The 16,892-nt window shown below is 61.1% G+C and carries 16 protein-coding genes, 1 tRNA gene and 1 riboswitch; of the genes, 5 read left to right on the top strand and 12 right to left on the bottom strand.

What is annotated here, in order from left to right; all coding sequences use genetic code 11:
* Positions 1 to 6: 6 nt before the first annotated feature.
* The 6 genes from BUC08_RS05495 to BUC08_RS05470 all read right to left on the bottom strand — a co-directional run bounded on the left by BUC08_RS05495 (position 7) and on the right by BUC08_RS05470 (position 5,809).
* Positions 7 to 873 carry an ABC transporter permease gene (locus tag BUC08_RS05495; RefSeq protein WP_037926546.1) on the bottom strand — a complete coding sequence of 289 codons (867 nt, stop codon included), beginning with the start codon at positions 871 to 873 and terminating at the stop codon, positions 7 to 9.
* Between the two features lie 11 nt (positions 874 to 884).
* Positions 885 to 1,814: an ABC transporter permease gene (locus tag BUC08_RS05490; protein WP_037926549.1), complete on the bottom strand. Its 930-nt coding sequence runs from the start codon at positions 1,812 to 1,814 to the stop codon at positions 885 to 887.
* Between the two features lie 31 nt (positions 1,815 to 1,845).
* Positions 1,846 to 2,829 carry an ABC transporter ATP-binding protein gene (locus BUC08_RS05485; protein ID WP_037926552.1) on the bottom strand — a complete coding sequence of 328 codons (984 nt, stop codon included), beginning with the start codon at positions 2,827 to 2,829 and terminating at the stop codon, positions 1,846 to 1,848.
* The gene (locus BUC08_RS05480; protein WP_037926555.1) at positions 2,826 to 3,818 is read right to left on the bottom strand and encodes an ABC transporter ATP-binding protein; all 993 of its coding nucleotides are present in this window, start codon (positions 3,816 to 3,818) and stop codon (positions 2,826 to 2,828) included. The genes BUC08_RS05485 and BUC08_RS05480 overlap by 4 nt, the downstream gene beginning before the upstream one ends.
* Positions 3,819 to 3,880: 62 nt before the next feature.
* Positions 3,881 to 5,509 (bottom strand): ABC transporter substrate-binding protein, encoded by a 1,629-nt coding sequence (locus BUC08_RS05475; RefSeq protein ID WP_037926558.1) that lies wholly within the window; start codon positions 5,507 to 5,509, stop codon positions 3,881 to 3,883.
* Between the two features lie 222 nt (positions 5,510 to 5,731).
* Positions 5,732 to 5,809, bottom strand: a tRNA-Arg gene (locus BUC08_RS05470).
* Positions 5,810 to 5,973: 164 nt separating this feature from the next.
* Here BUC08_RS05470 and BUC08_RS05465 point away from each other — a divergent pair.
* Entirely contained in the window at positions 5,974 to 6,498 is a 525-nt protein-coding gene (locus tag BUC08_RS05465; protein ID WP_051694368.1) for a superoxide dismutase family protein, read from the top strand.
* A gap of 2 nt (positions 6,499 to 6,500) precedes the next feature.
* Here BUC08_RS05465 and BUC08_RS05460 read toward each other — a convergent pair whose 3' ends face one another.
* On the bottom strand, positions 6,501 to 6,962 hold the full coding sequence (locus BUC08_RS05460; RefSeq protein WP_037926561.1) for a GNAT family N-acetyltransferase: 462 nt from the start codon (positions 6,960 to 6,962) through the stop codon (positions 6,501 to 6,503).
* Between the two features lie 31 nt (positions 6,963 to 6,993).
* A complete protein-coding gene (locus tag BUC08_RS05455) occupies positions 6,994 to 7,911 on the bottom strand; it encodes an MYG1 family protein (protein WP_037926564.1) in 918 nt (305 codons plus the stop codon).
* 427 nt (positions 7,912 to 8,338) lie between these two features.
* Positions 8,339 to 8,538: riboswitch (cobalamin riboswitch) on the top strand.
* Positions 8,539 to 8,632: 94 nt separating this feature from the next.
* Here BUC08_RS05455 and nrdH point away from each other — a divergent pair.
* The 4 genes from nrdH to nrdF are packed head-to-tail and all read left to right on the top strand — an operon-like array spanning position 8,633 to position 12,363.
* On the top strand, positions 8,633 to 8,854 hold the full coding sequence (gene nrdH, locus BUC08_RS05450; protein ID WP_028955060.1) for a glutaredoxin-like protein NrdH: 222 nt from the start codon (positions 8,633 to 8,635) through the stop codon (positions 8,852 to 8,854).
* 4 nt (positions 8,855 to 8,858) lie between these two features.
* Entirely contained in the window at positions 8,859 to 9,272 is a 414-nt protein-coding gene (nrdI, locus tag BUC08_RS05445; protein WP_037927003.1) for a class Ib ribonucleoside-diphosphate reductase assembly flavoprotein NrdI, read from the top strand.
* Positions 9,257 to 11,380, top strand: coding sequence for a class 1b ribonucleoside-diphosphate reductase subunit alpha (gene nrdE, locus BUC08_RS05440; RefSeq protein WP_037926566.1), 2,124 nt, complete (start codon positions 9,257 to 9,259; stop codon positions 11,378 to 11,380). The genes nrdI and nrdE overlap by 16 nt, the downstream gene beginning before the upstream one ends.
* Before the next feature lie 11 nt (positions 11,381 to 11,391).
* A complete protein-coding gene (nrdF, locus tag BUC08_RS05435; RefSeq protein ID WP_037926570.1) occupies positions 11,392 to 12,363 on the top strand; it encodes a class 1b ribonucleoside-diphosphate reductase subunit beta in 972 nt (323 codons plus the stop codon).
* Positions 12,364 to 12,611: 248 nt separating this feature from the next.
* Here nrdF and BUC08_RS05430 read toward each other — a convergent pair whose 3' ends face one another.
* Genes BUC08_RS05430 through BUC08_RS05415 form a run of 4 tightly spaced genes read right to left on the bottom strand, consistent with a single transcriptional unit; the run spans position 12,612 to position 16,765 of the window.
* Positions 12,612 to 13,706, bottom strand: coding sequence for an ABC transporter ATP-binding protein (locus BUC08_RS05430; protein WP_037926573.1), 1,095 nt, complete (start codon positions 13,704 to 13,706; stop codon positions 12,612 to 12,614).
* 3 nt (positions 13,707 to 13,709) lie between these two features.
* On the bottom strand, positions 13,710 to 14,528 hold the full coding sequence (locus BUC08_RS05425) for a carbohydrate ABC transporter permease (protein WP_037926576.1): 819 nt from the start codon (positions 14,526 to 14,528) through the stop codon (positions 13,710 to 13,712).
* 6 nt (positions 14,529 to 14,534) lie between these two features.
* Positions 14,535 to 15,494, bottom strand: a complete 960-nt coding sequence (locus BUC08_RS05420; RefSeq protein ID WP_037926579.1) for a carbohydrate ABC transporter permease — start codon at positions 15,492 to 15,494, stop codon at positions 14,535 to 14,537.
* Positions 15,491 to 16,765, bottom strand: coding sequence for an ABC transporter substrate-binding protein (locus BUC08_RS05415; RefSeq protein ID WP_037926582.1), 1,275 nt, complete (start codon positions 16,763 to 16,765; stop codon positions 15,491 to 15,493). Before BUC08_RS05415 ends, BUC08_RS05420 begins: the two co-directional genes overlap by 4 nt.
* Positions 16,766 to 16,892 lie beyond the last annotated feature (127 nt).

Genomic DNA, 16,892 nt, shown 5'->3' with positions numbered 1-16,892 from the left:
CCTTTGTCAGCGAATAGTCGGGTCAAGCTTGTCGCGCAGCCAGTCCCCGACCAGCGAGATCGACAGCGTCGTCATCATGATCACAAAGGCAGGCCCCAGCATGATCCACGGCGCGCGGGTCAGATATTCGCGGCCAAAGCCGACCATATTGCCCAGCGAGCTTTCGGGGGGCTGCACGCCCAGGCCCAGGAACGACAGCCCGCTTTCCATCAGGATGATCTCGGGGAAGGTCAGGGTCATCGACACGATCAGGGTAGAGGCGACGTTGGGCAGGATGTGCCGCAGGTACACCCGCGATGGCTTGGCGCCCAGTTGCACCACAGCCGAGGCATAGCCCTGCGCCCCCGCCGAAATCGCCAGACCGCGCGAGATGCGGGCGTACCGTTCCCAGCCGTAGAACCCCATCAGTCCGACCAGAAGCACCATGGACGAGCCGAAGAACGCCAGGACCGCCAGCGACAGGATCAGGAACGGCAGCGCCGCCTGAAAGTCGGCCAGCACCAGGATCAGGTGTTCGACCACGCCACGAAACTGTGCCGCGAGAAAGCCAAGCGTGGTGCCGAAAAACGCCGACAGCAGCGTCGCGCCAAAGGCGATCGCCAGCGACACGCGAATGGACTGGATCAGCCGCGAGAGCACATCACGGCCCAGCTCGTCCGTGCCCAGCAGGTGACCGGGGCTAAGCGGGCCGACCAGACGCGCCGACAGGTCCATCTGCGTCACGTCATAGGGACGGATGAGGTCGGCGAAAACGGCCGTGAACACCATCAGCCCCAGCCACGCCAGCCCAAAGGCCACCAGCAGCGGCACCCTGATCCGCAAGCGCCGTACCAGCGAGGGGGCCGCGGTGATGTTTGTTGCCTGAGCGGTCATATCACTGTCCTTTAATGTGCGGCGGCTTTGGCCCGCAGGCGCGGGTCCAGCAGGCCATAGGCGAAATCGACACAGAGGTTGGCGATGACCATGGCCGAGGCGATCACCAGCAGCAGGCATTGCACCACCGCCAGATCACGGTTCGACACCGACACGATCAGCAACCTGCCGATGCCGGGCCATGAGAAAATGCTTTCGACCACCACGGCCCCCGCGATCAGCGACCCGACCATGAAGCCGACGATGGTCACGATCGGGACCGAGGCATTGGGCAACGCGTGTTTCCACACCACGTCGCGCCAGCTTAGCCCCTTGGCCATGGCGGTGCGGATATAGGGCTGGCCCATGACTTCGATCATCGCCGAGCGCGAGAAGCGGGCAAGGATGCCGATACCGCCGACCGACATGGTGGCAATCGGCAGGATCGCGTGTTGCCAACTGTCCTGCCCGCCGGATGGCAACCAGCCCAGCGTGACGGCAAAGACCAGAACCAGCACCAGCCCCATGACAAAGGACGGGATGGTAAAGCCGAATATAGACAGCATGATAACCCCGCGATCCGCCACGGATTCACGGTGCAAGGCGGCGTAGACGCCTGCGGGAATGCCGACGCCAAGCTGGATCAACAGCGTCGGCACGGTCAGGGCCAGCGTGGCGGGCACCCGTTCCAGCACCAGATCGATCGCCGGAGAGCGGTCGCGCATGGACACGCCGAAATCCAGTTGGGCGATGGATTTGAGATAGGCAAGATACTGTTTCCACAGCGGATCGTCCAAACCCCACCGGGCGCGGAACGCCGCTATGCTGTCGGTGGGTGCATCCGGTCCCAGCAGGATCGAGGCAGGATCGCCCGACAGGCGCAGCACCACAAAGGCAAAGGTCATCACCAACAGGATCGTCAGCACCGCGCGGAACAGGCGGGTCACAAAATAGTTCAGCATCGTGTGGCTTTCGGGGTCATGGCGCGCGCCATCAGGCGGCCTGTCCGGCGTGGCTGGCGTCCAGCAGGTGACAGGCGGCGCGGCGCGCGGGGGCGGTGGGTTGCAAGGGCGGAACGGATTGCGCACAAATCTGCAGCGCCGCCGCACAGCGCGGGTGGAACGCACATCCCGCAGGGCGTTGCGCGGGGTTTGGCGGCTCGCCCTTCAGCAGGATGCGGCCTTGCAGCCGTTTTCCGGGCACCGGCACCGACGACACCAACGCTTGGGTATAGGGGTGTTCGGGCTGCGCGAAAATCTGGTCCGAGCTGGCCTCTTCCACGATCCGGCCAAGGTACATCACCGCGACACGGTCACAGATGTTGCGCACGACTTTCAGGTCGTGACTGATGAACACCATGGCGATCCCGTGGCGTTCCTGAAGATCGCGCAGCAGGTTGACCACCTGCGCCTGAATCGACACATCCAGCGCCGACACCGGCTCATCACAGACCAGCAGACGGGGCGATGTGGCCAAGGCGCGGGCGATGATCACCCGCTGGCGCTGGCCGCCCGACAACTCGTGGGGATAGCGCGCGCCCTGATCCTGCCGCAGGCCCACCTGCGCCATCAGTTCGGCCACGCGTTCGGCCAGTTCGGCCCCGGTGGCAAGGCCGTGGATCTCCAGCGGCTCGCCGATCTGGCGGGCGATGGTCAGCCGGCGGTCCAATGCGGCCAACGGGTCCTGATAGACAAACTGCATCTGTGCGCGCAACGCCCGCCACGGCGCACTGTGCAGCGCGGGCATGGGCTGGCCGTCGAACAGCACCTGCCCTTCGGTCGGGGCATCAATGCCCAGCAGCATCCGGCCCAGCGTCGACTTGCCCGAACCGCTTTCCCCAACGATGCCCAACGTTTCGCCCGGGTTCAGGGTCAGATCGACACCGTCGACCGCCCTCACCAAGGACGGTTTGGTGAACAGGGATTTCTGGCCCGCGTAACAGCGGACCAGCCCGCGCGCTTGCAGCAATGCGGTCATGCCGGCAGCCTTTCGTCGGTGGCAGCAGTGCCGGTGGCGGGCGCCGTGACCGGATAGAAACAAGCCAACTGGCGGCCATCCTGCTGTGGTTTCAGCGCGGGTACGTCGCTGTTGCAGAACGCCTGCGCCTTGGCGCAGCGCGGGGCAAAGGCGCAGCCTTGGGGCATATGGCGCGGGTCCGGCACGGTGCCGTGGATCGGGATCAACCGGTCGCGCGTGCCGTCCAGTCGCGGGATCGCGTCGAACAGGCCACGGGTGTAGGGGTGGCGCGGTGCGTCGAACATCGGGCCGATGGCACCGCTTTCAACGATCCGGCCTGCGTACATCACATGCACACGGTCACAGATCGCACCAACCGCGCCCAGATCGTGGCTGATGAACACCATGCCCATCCCCGTTTCGCGGCGCAATGTCGCCAGAAGGTCAAGGATTTGCGCCTGAATCGTGGCGTCCAGCGCCGTCGTGGGTTCATCGGCGATCAAAAGATCCGGCGCGCCGGCCAGCGCCATGGCGATCATCACGCGCTGGCACTGGCCGCCGGAAAACTCGTGCGGGTACAGATCGACCCGTTTGGATGCGCCCGGAATGCCGACCATATCCAGCAAGCGCACGGCCTCAATCCGGCCTGCGCGGCGGTCCATGCCACGGTGCAACCGCAGGCTCTCGCCAATCTGGTGACCGACGGTGCGCACCGGGTTCAGCGACGACGACGGGTCTTGAAAAATCATCGCGACCTTGCCACCGCGCACCCCCTCGACGGCGGCGCGTCCGGTGCCGATCAACTGCTGGCCTTCGACGGTCACCGATCCGCTGACCGTCGCCTTGCCCGGCAACAGGCCCAGTGCGGCCAGCCAGGTCACCGACTTGCCGCAGCCGGATTCACCCACCAGCCCCAGCGCCTCGCCCTTGGCGACATCAAGATTGATGCCGTGCAGAACCTGAACCCCATCAAAGGAAACTTTCAGGTCACGTATGGAAACATAAGACATTTCAGGCTTTCAAATAGCCTGTGGCGCAGCAGGATCGCTGCGCCACAGGTATCGGGTTTGGGTCAGGACGCGTTCCAGTTGTCGGCGCGGAAATCCATCGCAAAGGCCGGTGCGGCCTTCCAGTTCAGGTCCGATTTCATGCCGGTGAACACGCAGTTCTGGTGCAGGACCTGGAATGCGGGATCTTCACGCTCGGTGATTTCCAGCATCCGCGCGAACGCTTTTTTGCGCGCGCCGCGATCCGTCGACTTCTGCATGAAGTTCGACAGCTCGTTCATTTCGACGTTGGTCCATTCGTGCTGCTGTTGCTGCAAACCGTTCGGCCCATGCTGCGCCACAATCGACGACACCGGATCGTTGAACGTGGCCGAGTTCGACCAGTCGCGGATGCCGCGTGTGTCGTTGTCTTCCAGCACCTGGCCCCAGTTTTCGACCATCTGGATTTCGACGTTCAGGCCCGCCTGCTTCCACATCTCGACCATGATCTGCGCGTTCGAAACCTGGTTGATGTAATAGTTGTTCAGCACGCGGAACGGGATCGCATCGCCCTGATAGCCGGACTGTTTCACCAGATCGCGCGCCATTTCCAGGTTGAACTCGGGGGCGGTCCAGCCCTTGATGAACATGTCATCGTAGAATTCAAATTGCAGACCTGCGGGCACTTTGGTCTGGCCGTCCCACAAGGCGTTGACGATCAGCTGGCGGTCGATCGAATGGGTCATGGCGCGGCGGATCAGCGGGTCGGACAGGACCGGGTGCACCTTGTCAAAGACCTGAATGCGGTGGTTCAGAATGGTCGAGCCCTGCACCTCAAGCCCGGCGGTGTTGCGCACGGCGTCCAGTTGGTCGGGCGGCAGGTCGCAGGCAAAATCGTATTCGCCGGACAGCAGACCGTTCACGCGGCTGGCCACTTCGGGCACTTCCAGGAACCGGATTTCCGCCAGCGGCGGGCGGCCGCCCCAATAGTCATCGTGTGCGACCAGTGTCAGCGACACGTCGGGGCGGTATTCCTGCACCTTATAGGCGCCGGTCGTCACGGGCGCGTTGGCCCAGTCGGCATATGTCGCAGCTTCGTCCCACGCACGGCGGCTGGCGATCTGCGAGCCAAAGGCGATCAGGCGCCCTTCAAGCGTCACATCAGGCGATGCGTTGTGGAACCGCACGGTGTACTTATCCACCGCTTCGACACCGCGCAGGGCGGGCCACAGACGACGGCCCACACCGGGCACACCGGCGGGCAGTTCCTTGTCTGTCTTGGGCTTGAAATTGTCCGCATACAGCGTTTCGCCGCCGTCGGGCTGGGTCCCCGCAAACACACGTTCGTCCGAGAACGAAAACACCACGTCGTCGGCGGTCATTTCGTCGCCGTTGTGGAATCTCACGCCTTCGCGCAGCTTCAGTTCGATGGTCTTGTCATCCAGACGCTTCCAGCTTGTCGCAAGACCGGGCACACCACCCTGATCGCCCATCCAGTTGCGGTTGATCAGACCTTCCCACAGGTTGGGGAAAAACACGCGTTCACCGACGTTGGACTGTTCGTTCCAGACATCCATCGTGTTGTTGTTGGTGATCTTTTGGACGGCGATGGTGACGGTGCGGCGCTGGGATTGTGCGAACGACAGCCCCGGCAGAGCCAAAGAGCCGGCAGCGGCCCCCATAAGTCCAAGAGCGTGGCGGCGATGAATAAGCATGAGGCAAACCTTTGCAGATATCAGCCCCACAGGTCGGGGCTGGTTTCGGCGCTTTATCGGTGTGCTGTGCGACAGTTCCGTGATGGTTTCTTGAACAATTTGTCTCAACTCTGCGGACGACCAAACCCACGGTTGTATCGGGCGTGTGAGGGGCAAACGCTGCTGCGCAAATGCTGCCGGAACAGCACCTGCTTATGTCCGGTGGCGGTTTGGAGGGGAAAATGGCGAGCCGTGGAGGACTCGAACCCCCGACCTGAGAATTAGAAGTTCCCTGCTCTAATCCAGCTGAGCTAACGGCCCGCGTTTATTGCGGCTGTGTTAGCCAATTCCCCCGCTTTGTCAACTTGGTCGCCAATCGGGCGACCGGAAAGACGGGCCGCGGTAGCGCAGGCAGTTTCGACCGCCGCAAAAGGAACCATCCGAACAAGGGCGTGTTGAGACCATGTGATAGAAGGAGATCCATCATGAAACTCAGTAAAACCCTGCTCGCCTCCGCGATTTGCCTGCCGCTGGCGCTGCCTGCATTTGCCGAAGGGCACATGACCCCGGCTGCCACGGCAGATGTCAAAGGCGCCGAGGACGGCCTGTCCGGGACGGTGACGCTGAACCAGACCGCGTCGGGCATGACGCTGGTTCAGATCGACCTGACCGGCGTGCCCGAAGGGGAACATGGCGTGCACCTGCATGAGACAGGCGATTGTTCTGCGGCTGATTTCAAATCGGCAGGTGGCCATATTTCGGGCGACCAGAACCACGGTATCCTGAGCGAGGGCGGGCCGCATCCCGGTGACATGCCGAACATGACCGTGGGCGCCGACGGCATCCTGAAAGCGGATGTGTTCCTGAGTACGCTGGATCTGGACAGCATGATCATGGATGAGGATGGCGCTGCGTTTGTCGTCCACTCGGGTGCGGATGATTACACATCGCAACCTGCGGGTGACGCGGGATCGCGCATTGCCTGTGGCGTGTTCGAACCCGCGAGCTGACGCTAAAGCGTTCGCGTCATAAAGACACTCAGGGGATCAAGGTGGTAGCTTCCGAAGGGCGGGCATACCTCGAACCCCTGGGCGCGGTACATTGCGCGCGCCGGCGCGAAAAGCTCGCTCGTACCGGTTTCCAGGCTGAGCCGCTGCATATCCTTGGCGCGGGCCAGATCCATCAGGCCGCACAAGATCGCCTTTCCGATACCGCGCCCGCGGGCCTCGGCGGCGGTGTGCATGGATTTCAATTCGCCATGCTGCGCATCAAGCGGTTTCAGCGCGCCGACACCCAGCACCGCGTTCCCGTCCCTTGCCGCCAACAGCACCGCGCCCGCGCCGAAAAGCGTTTCCGGGTCCATCACGTGGCAGCTTTCGGGCGGCGTATCCGCCTGCATCGTCTGCATGTGGCGCAGCAAGAGCGCACTGACCTGGACATCATCTGCGGTTGCGGTGGTGATGGTAAGAGGCATGAGACAGCTCTGACGTTGTGGGTGTTGTGCCCTACTCTGCCTCGGCCACGGCCAGGTGCGCCAGTTCCAAAATCGCATCACGGCTGTCGGCCACGGCAATAAAGCGTCCGTTGTGACAAAATTTGGCGCCTTTGACGCCCGAAGCCGCTTCCAGCGCCGCATCGGTCAATCCGGCCCATGCGGCGGGAAGGTCGGCGCGCGCCTCGAATGTATCATCTCCGGTGCGGATGGTGGTCAGCGTCCAGTCCTCGCCGCGCGGGTGCACCACGAACAACAGGTGGTCGGCGCCTGCTTTCTCGATCCCTGCGCGGAACGGCATGCCCATCGGCAGTTCCAGAATACGCCCCTCGGCAGCCTGCTCGATGGCGGCCATCACGATCGCCTCGGCGCGGAGTTTGGCGGCCCGGCGGTGCACCTGTGCCTCGACCAGCGCACGCGCAACCGACAGGGCATCGAGAAATGCGCGGTCGTCGGCCCCCTTGGTGTGGTCGTCGAACTGAGGTTTGAGGCTTTCCAAAAGCACCGGCAGCGTCAGCCCCACGAATGGACCCGCCTCCGAGGCGTTCACCGTGCCATTGTCCAACAGGTCAATCGGCAGCACGAAACTGCGGTCGAAACTGGCATGGATCGTGTCGACGTCCTGATGTGGCACATCCATCGCCGTCAGGTAGTCGCGGCCATAGTGCGCCCAGATCAAACCGAACGAGCTGTAAGGCTGGCCATCCTCGCGCAGCGGGTTGGGACGCTGGTGATGGTCAAAAATCTGTGCTGCCGCATCAAACTGGCCACCCACGTCATAGATGATACGGTCCGTGTCCGGCGTGATCCACGCCTTGTCCCGGCTGCGCACAAGCTGTGCGTTCGGAAACAGCCGCGTCAAGATGACTGAGGACAGAAGTTCGTCGGCATGGAAGCCGCCGGAATGGGTAACAAGGTGGTTAATCGTCATGGCAATGCCTTACTGGAGACTCGTGACCTTGTGGCCGCGCTTTGGGTACCGGATTGGACGTGCGGTCCGCTGCGTGCTGCGGGCGTTTCGTGGACAGCTTGACCGCCCTATCACGACGGCGTGAGACGGGCCAAGGCATGGAGATGCAGCGCATCGCAAAATGAGAGGTCCGCGCGCCAAAAAATCGCATAAGTTGCATTTTTGACGCGCGGGTCCCGGCTGTATTTCTACCGGGTTGAGCCAAACGCGGCCCTGTTCAAATGCGGATTGCACAGGCCTTTTCCGGCACGAAACACCGGTGACGCCGCTTGCGGACAGGTCGGAATGGCGCCTGCCGGATGAGCGGAAACCGCTGGCATATCCGGCCAAAATTTCTTTGGATCAAAAACCCGAACATCAACATCTTGACAGAAATTCCGCATTCAACCACTAACTGTTGTGTCATGGTTCTTCCGATGCGAGTCGGAAGTGAAAAGGGAAGCCGGTGCGGTGCATGTACCAAATCCGGCGCTGCCCCCGCAACTGTAAGCGGCGAGCGACGCTGAGATGCCACTGGGAAACGTTCCGGGAAGGCCAGCCAAGTTTCGACCCGCAAGCCAGGAGACCTGCCTGACAACGACAAGACGAAACCGTGCGGCGGGCACGGGGGCGTGGTGTGGACAGGAATGCCCTGCCCCATACCCCGTGCCTGTTCCCACGCAAAGCCAGAGGAACAACAGGCATGACCATCACCGTTTATTCTAAACCCGCATGCGTGCAATGCACCGCCACGACCCGCGCATTGGACGCAAAGGGGCTGTCCTATGCCGTGATCGACCTGACGCAGGATTCCGCGGCAATGGCGCATGTGACCGCGCTTGGCTATCGGCAGGCCCCGGTGGTGATCGCGGACGACACCCATTGGGCCGGATTCCGGCCCGATATGATCGGTCAACTGGCCTGATCCGGTGGGCGGGCTGATCTATTATTCCTCGGCCTCGGGCAATACTGCACGGTTCGTCGCGGGGCTGGGGCTGGCGGCGGACCGCATTCCGATCAACGACGCGGCCCCCTTCCCCGACTGCGAAGGTCCTTACGTCCTGATCTGTCCGACCTATGCCGATGGCGCAGGGCGTGGTGCGGTGCCCAAGCAGGTGATCCGTTTCCTCAACGCCCCCGCCCGACGCGCGCGGCTGCGGGGCGTGATCGGTGCGGGCAACCGCAACTTTGGCCAGACCTATGCCCGCGCCGCCGATGTGATCGCCGCGAAATGCGGTGTGCCCGTGCTGTATAAATTCGAGCTGGCGGGAACGCCGACCGATATTGCCCGCGTCCGTGCGGGTCTTGACACCCTTTGGAGTTCCGAATGCTTGACACTGTAAACCCCGCGCTGGACTACCACGCCCTGAACGCGATGCTGAACCTTTATGACGGGGACGGAAACATCCGGTTTGACGCGGACCGGATGGCCGCGCGGCAGTATTTCCTGCAACACGTAAACCAGAACACTGTTTTCTTTCACAGCCTTGACGAAAAGTTGGGCTACCTCGTCGAGGAAGGCTATTACGAAGCTGCGGTGCTGGATCAGTATTCCCGCAATTTCCACCGTGCGATCTGGGAGGCGGCCTTTGCGCGCAAGTTCCGGTTTCAGACTTTCCTCGGGGCGTTCAAATATTACACCAGCTACACGCTGAAAACCCGCGACGGGCAGCGATACCTTGAGCGGTACGAAGACCGGGTGGTGATGGTCGCCCTGACGCTGGCGCGCGGGGACGAGGCGCTGGCGATGCGGTTCATGGAAGAAATGCTGTCGGGCCGGTTCCAGCCTGCGACGCCGACCTTTCTCAATGCCGGCAAGGCGTCGCGCGGCGAGCTGATTTCGTGTTTCCTGCTGCGGCTGGAGGACAACATGGAGAGCATCGGGCGCGGGATCAATTCCGCCCTGCAACTCTCAAAGCGCGGTGGCGGTGTGGCGTTGATGCTGACCAACCTGCGCGAGTCGGGCGCCCCCATCAAGGGGATCGAAAACCAGTCGTCGGGCGTCATTCCGGTGATGAAACTGCTGGAGGACAGCTTTAGCTATGCCAACCAGCTGGGCGCGCGGCAGGGCGCGGGCGCGGTGTATCTGAACGCGCATCACCCGGATATTTTGCAGTTTCTGGACACCAAACGCGAGAATGCGGACGAGAAGATCAGGATCAAGACCCTAAGCCTTGGGGTGGTGATCCCCGATGTCACCTTTGAATTGGCCAAGCGGAACGAGGACATGTACCTGTTTTCGCCGCATGACGTGGCAAAGGTCTACGGGGTTCCGTTTTCCGAAATTTCCGTCACCGAGAAATACGCCGAGATGGTCGATGACAAGCGCATCCGCAAGCGCAAGATCAACGCGCGGGATTTCTTTCAGACCATTGCCGAAATCCAGTTCGAAAGCGGCTATCCTTACGTGATGTTCGAGGACACGGTGAACCGCGCCAACCCGATTGCGGGGCGGATCACCATGTCGAATCTGTGTTCGGAAATCCTGCAGGTCAACGAGGCGTCCGAGTTCAACGACGACCTGAGTTATGCCCATCTGGGCAGCGATATTTCCTGCAACCTTGGCAGCCTGAACATTGCCGCCGCGATGGACGGCCCGGATTTTGGCAACACGATTGAGACCGCGATCCGCGCGCTGACGGCCGTGTCCGAGATGTCGTCAATCGATTCCGTCCCCTCGGTCCGGCGTGGCAATGACGAGGCCCATGCGGTCGGGCTGGGACAGATGAACCTGCACGGGTTCCTGGCACGCGAGCGCATCCATTACGGAAGCGATGCCGGGGTCGAGTTCACGTCGGTCTATTTCGCCGCTGTCGCCTATCACGCACTGCGGGCGTCGAACCTGCTGGCGCGCGAGCATGGCGAAAGCTTCAAGGGGTTCGCAGACTCGAAATACGCGGATGGCAGTTTCTTCGAGACCTATCTTTCGCAGGACTGGCTGCCCACCCTGCCCGATGTCGTGCGGGTGTTCGAGGGCATCACGCTTCCGACGCGCGACGACTGGGCCGCGCTCAAGGCTGATGTGATGGCGCACGGGCTGTACAATCGCAACCTGCAGGCGGTGCCGCCAACCGGGTCGATCAGCTATATCAACAACTCGACCTCGTCGATCCATCCGATCGTGTCCAAGGTGGAAATCCGAAAGGAGGGCAAGATCGGGCGCGTCTATTACCCGGCGGCGTTCATGACCAACGACAATCTGGAATACTACCGCGATGCCTATGAGATCGGCCCCGAGGCGATCATCGATACCTATGCCGCCGCAACGCGGCACGTCGATCAGGGCCTGTCGCTGACGCTGTTCTTTCCCGCCGAGGCGACGACCCGCGACATCAACCGTGCCCAGATCTACGCCTGGAAAAAGGGCATCAAGACCATCTATTACATCCGCCTGCGTCAAACGGCCCTTGAGGGGACCGAGGTGCAAGGCTGCGTGTCCTGCGCGCTTTGAGGAGAGTGACCATGAAAGATATGCCCCTGCTGAGCGTGCCGCGTGCAATCAACTGGAACCGGCTGGAAGATGACAAGGACCTGGAGGTCTGGAACCGGCTGACGGTGAATTTCTGGCTGCCGGAAAAGGTGCCGCTGTCCAATGACGTGCAATCCTGGGCGACATTGCGCCCGGAGGAACGCGCACTGACGATCCGGGTGTTCACCGGCCTGACGTTGCTGGACACAGTGCAGAACAGCTTGGGCGCGCCCGCGCTGTTGCCCGATGCGCAGACCCCGCATGAAGAGGCGGTGCTGACCAACATCGCCTTTATGGAGGCGGTTCACGCGCGCAGCTATTCGTCGATTTTCTCGACGCTGTGCATGACGAAAGAGGTGGACGAAGCGTTCCGCTGGTCCGAAGACAATCCGCACCTGCAAGCCAAGGCGCGGCTGATCATCGAAACCTACGCCCCCGGCGCGGACCCGCTGAAGCGCAAGATCGCATCGGTTTTCCTGGAAAGCTTCCTGTTCTATTCGGGCTTTTATCTGCCGATGTACTGGTCCAGCCGCGCCAAGCTGACCAACACCGCCGACCTGATCCGCCTGATCATCCGCGACGAAGCGGTGCACGGCTATTACATCGGCTACAAGTTCCAGCGCGCGCTGGAACGCGAATCCGAAGCGCGGCAGCAAGAGCTGAAGGATTACGCTTTCGCGTTGATGTTCGACCTCTACGAGATCGAGGCGCGCTATACCGCCGAGTTGTATGATGGGATCGGGCTGACCGAGGACGTGAAGGCCTTTCTGCATTACAATGCCAACAAGGCGCTGCAGAACCTGGGCTATGAATCGCTTTTCCCGCCCGCCGCCTGCGAGGTCAACCCGGCGATCCTGGCCGCACTGTCCCCCGACAGTGAGAACCACGATTTCTTTTCCGGCTCGGGGTCCAGCTATGTCATCGGCAAGGCTGTGATGACGGAAGACGAGGATTGGGATTTCTGAAACACTTGGCGGATTTTACGCCGACTTCTACAAACCGAGCCGTGAGATCCGGGCGGATTCTTGTTGGGGTCCGCCCGGCGCCAGTTGATTGGCTGTTTTCGATCACAATCAACATTTTCGATTAGGTGGAAGGTCGCCGGAAAACTCGGAACGGCACAAGGTCACCAGCCAAGGCATTTGGCACACAACCGGGGCCTCCCCGAATATCGCCTCCGGTGTTTCTCCCGTTGGAAACAGGGAAACAATCGTCAGGCGAAAGCATTCGGCACTGCGTCTCCCTTGGCATCGAACAACATGGAATCGCGTGGTGAGAACCCGATTTCAAGCCTTGAGCCGGGGGCCAGATCGTGTTGCCCCGCCAGCCGCGCGGTCAAGGTTTGGCTGGCATTCTGAGCTTGGCCCAGGTCGATATCAATCAGCGTCTCTGCGCCCAGGGCTTCGACGAAACGCACCCCGCCGGTCATTCGGATCTGGTCCGGGGCCGCGTGCTTTGGGCTGACATGTTCGGGGCGAATTCCCAAGGTGACCGCGCCGCTGGCGATGCCGGGGTTCAGCGGGATGGTCATGCGGCCGTTCACAAACTGTGCGCGGCCGTTTTCGTGGATGCACTGGCCCGTGATAAAATTGGTGGGGGGCGAGCCAAGGAATGCGGCCACGAAAGTGCTGTTGGGCCTGCGGTAAAGCTCCATCGGAGTTCCGACCTGGCGAATGCACCCGCCTTCCATAACGACAATACGATCCGCCATGGTCATGGCTTCGATCTGATCATGTGTCACGTAGACCGTGGTGGTCCCCAGTTTTTGCTGGAGCTTGCGGATTTCGACCCGTGCCGAATGGCGCAGTTTGGCGTCAAGGTTGCTCAACGGTTCGTCGAACAGAAACGCCTTGGGATTGCGGATGATGGCCCGCGCCACGGCGGCGCGCTGCCGCTGGCCGCCGGACAGGGCGCGGGGCTTGCGGTCCAACAGATGTTCGATGCCCAGAAGTGCCGCGGCCTCCTGGACCCGCGGCGCGATCTGCGCCTTGGGCATCTTTTGCAACGAAAGCGCGAAGGAGATATTCTCGGCCACGGTCATATGCGGATACAGCGCGTAGGACTGGAACACCATCGCAAGGGCACGTGACTTGGACGGGACATGGGTGATGTCCTGACCGTCGAGATGGATTTTGCCGCCGGTCGGCTGTTCCAGTCCCGCAAGCATACGCAAGGACGTGGTCTTGCCGCAGCCTGAGGGCCCGACAAGAACCACGAATTCACCGTCTGCAATATCAAGATTGAAGTCAGCCACAGCCTGTGCCGTGTCAAAGTGTTTCTCGATGTTTTGAAAAGAGATCGAAGCCATGGGTTATCCTTTGAGACCAGAGGACACGAAGGTGTCCATCACCCGTCGTTGAAAGAACAAAAAGACGGCAATTGCGGGTATGCTGGCGACGATGATGCCGGCCATCAGCGCACCGTAATCGTTCATGTCTTCTTGCAGAAACTCGCGCAGACCGATCTGGATGGTGCGCGAGTGGGCGCTTTCGGTGACCAGAAGCGGCCAAAAGTACTCGTTCCAGCTGTCGATAAAAATGATGATTGTCAGGGCTGCCATCGCGGGTCCGAGGTTGGGCACGATGACCCGCCACAGCGTTGTCCAATGTCCGGCCCCGTCCATCTGCGCCGCATCGATCAGTTCGTTTGGAAAGGACATCATGTGCTGGCGCAACAAAAACACCGCGATGGGCGTCGCCAGATTGGGCACGATCAACGCCCACCATGTGTCGAACCATCCCAGCTGCGCCATCATGATATAGATCGGCAGCATCGTCAGCACCTGCGGGATCATCATCGCCCCCAGCACCAGCGCGAACAACACATCGCGGTAGGGAAAACGGAATCGGGCAAACGCATAGGCAGCCAGCACGCCGATGATCAGTTGTCCGATCACCCGCAGCAGGGTCGTCCCGGACGAATTCCAGATATACCAGCCAAAGGCGGTCTTCTCGAACAATCGCGCGAAGTTCTCGAACGTGGGCGCCTGCGGCAACAGCCCGCCTGCGTAGATTTCGTTCATTGGCTTGAACGCGGTGCTCAGCACGATCGCCATCGGAAAGAGGATGGACAGGCATATCGCCAGCACCAGGATGTGCCCGACAATCATCATTGGACGGGAAAGCTGCATCGGACCCTACTGTTGATAGTGCGCGCGCCGGTCGAGCACGCGGAATTGCACAAAGGCCATGATCATCAGAAAGCCGAACAGCATCATTGTCCCGGCGGCACCGCCGCCAACGTCGAAGGTGACAAAGCTGTATTGGTAGATCATGTAAAACAGGTTGGTCGTCGAATTTGACGGCCCGCCTTCGGTCATCAGGTCAATGGGGGTAAAAACCTGTTGCATGGTAAAGATCACGGTCGAGATCGCGACGAAGGTCAGCGTTGGTGTCAACAGTGGCCAGATCAGGCGGCGAAAGATGGTAATGTCCCCCGCACCGTCCATCCGCATGGCTTCGATCAGCTCCTTGTTGATGCTGGCCAGGCCCGCCAGATAGATCAACACGTTGAAGCCCAGAACCTTCCAGGTCGAGATACCGATGATAACCCAAATCGCCGTATCGGGATCGGCCAGCAGGTTGGGGAAGCGCAGGCCAAGTTCCGCAAAGATCACCTTGGCGTAGCCGAAGATCGGATTGAGAATCCACAAGAACGCGATGCCGACCACGACAAAGCTGATCAGCGTCGGCAGAAACAGGATGGCACGGTAGAAATGGCCCTTTTGCCCGACACTCCAAAGGAACACGGCGACGGGAATTGGCAAGAGCACCTTTAGCGGGATCGATGCGCCGATATAGATCAGCGTGTTGAGGAACGCGGCCTGAAACAGAGTTGATCCCGCAACACGTCCATAATTGTTCAACCCAACGAAATCAGCCGACTGCCCAGGGTTCAGGTTCCAGTCGACCAGACTGAGATATGCAGTTTGCAGAAGCGGCCAGTAGGTGAACACCGCCAGCAACAGGACCGTCGGCGCAAGGTACAGCCACGGAGCCAGGTCCCTGCGCTGCCTGCGTGCCGACGGTTGTCCGGAAACGGCCCCCGCAGGGACCGCTCCGGCAACAACCTGTTTTTGCGGCTGGTGCAGGCTCACCGGTTAACCGCCAGTGCTGCATTCACCTTGGCCACCGCTTCGGGCACGATTTCGGACGCGGGGCGCTTTGCCGCCCACAGTTCGTCCAGCATGGCGCGGATCACGGTTTGCGCCTCAAGTGTACCTTTGGCGGGCCAGACATTGGTGGGCACTGTCTGCGACATCTGCTCGATGACCGCCTTCACGTAAGGGAACGAGGTTACATACTCCTGCATCGCCGGATCGCTCAGCGGGTCCTGGACAACAGGCATGTAGCCAGACTCGCGTGACCAGCGGTTGGCGATTTCCTTTTGCGAGATGAACCGCAGCAAGGCCATAGCAGCCGCCTGTTTTTCGGCATCTTTGGAATACAGCATCAAGGCAGCGCCCGAGTTGTTCACGCGACGCGGGGCGTCTTTGAATAGCGGATAATTCGCAACACCCAGCGCGAACTTGCCCTCGGATGCATCCACAGCCGCGCGCAGGCCTGCGGACGAGGTGATATACATCCCCATCTGGCCACCCATGAACGCCCCGCTCCACTCGCTGTCTGTTGCGATGGGCATCATCCCGTTTTTGGCCATGTCCTGCCAGTTTTGCAGCGCGGCGATGCCTTCGGGACTATCGAACTCCGCTTCGGTGCCGTCAGCGTTCAGATAGGTTGCGCCGGCGTTGGTCACCATGACCATGGTGCCATAATCGCCCATTGATGCGTGCAGGTGCGCGCCGCCCGGCTTGCCGGTTTTCTCGGTGATGGTTTTACCTGCGGCCAGAAACTCTGCCCATGTGGCGGGTGGCGTTTCGGGGTCCAGACCGGCCTCGGCAAAAATATCGCGGTTATAATACAGCATTGGTGTGCCATAGGCGTGGGGGATGGCGTATACCGCGTCACCCACACGGCCCAGGTCGAGAAAGTTCGGCAGATAGCCATCCAGCCATTCGGTGTCGCCTTTCGACGCTTCGACCAGATCGACAGCGTCGGTATTGTTCAGGAAATAGACGATGTTCTTGCCGATCACCGTGGCCACATCCACAGGGCGCCCGGCGGCCAGAGCCGCCTGCACTTCGGCCGTTATCTGCTGTGATTGCGCGAAGATGTCTTTGACTTTGATGTCTTCGTTCTGGGCCTCGAAATCGTCCAGAATGGCGCGGAAGGCGTCGTAGTTACCGCCCGACTGGTAGTGATAAAAGGTGATCTCGGTCTCGGCAAAGGCATGGGGGGCAGCGCCAAGTGACGCAGCGACGGCCAGGCCGACACCAAGGGTGAGGGACTTGAGCGAAAAGGACAGCATGGGGTTCTCCGGTTGGAAGGACGTGACACCCGGCGTTACAGCAGTGTTAGATTGCGCTTTTCCAACAGGACCGTGACAGTTCTGTGAAATGAATGATTATTCATTCTGTAATAAAACTGCCACGAAA

This window comes from Pseudosulfitobacter pseudonitzschiae, from assembly GCF_900129395.1.
GTDB classification, from domain to species: domain Bacteria; phylum Pseudomonadota; class Alphaproteobacteria; order Rhodobacterales; family Rhodobacteraceae; genus Pseudosulfitobacter; species Pseudosulfitobacter pseudonitzschiae.
This window is presented reverse-complemented; position numbering and strand designations above follow the sequence as displayed.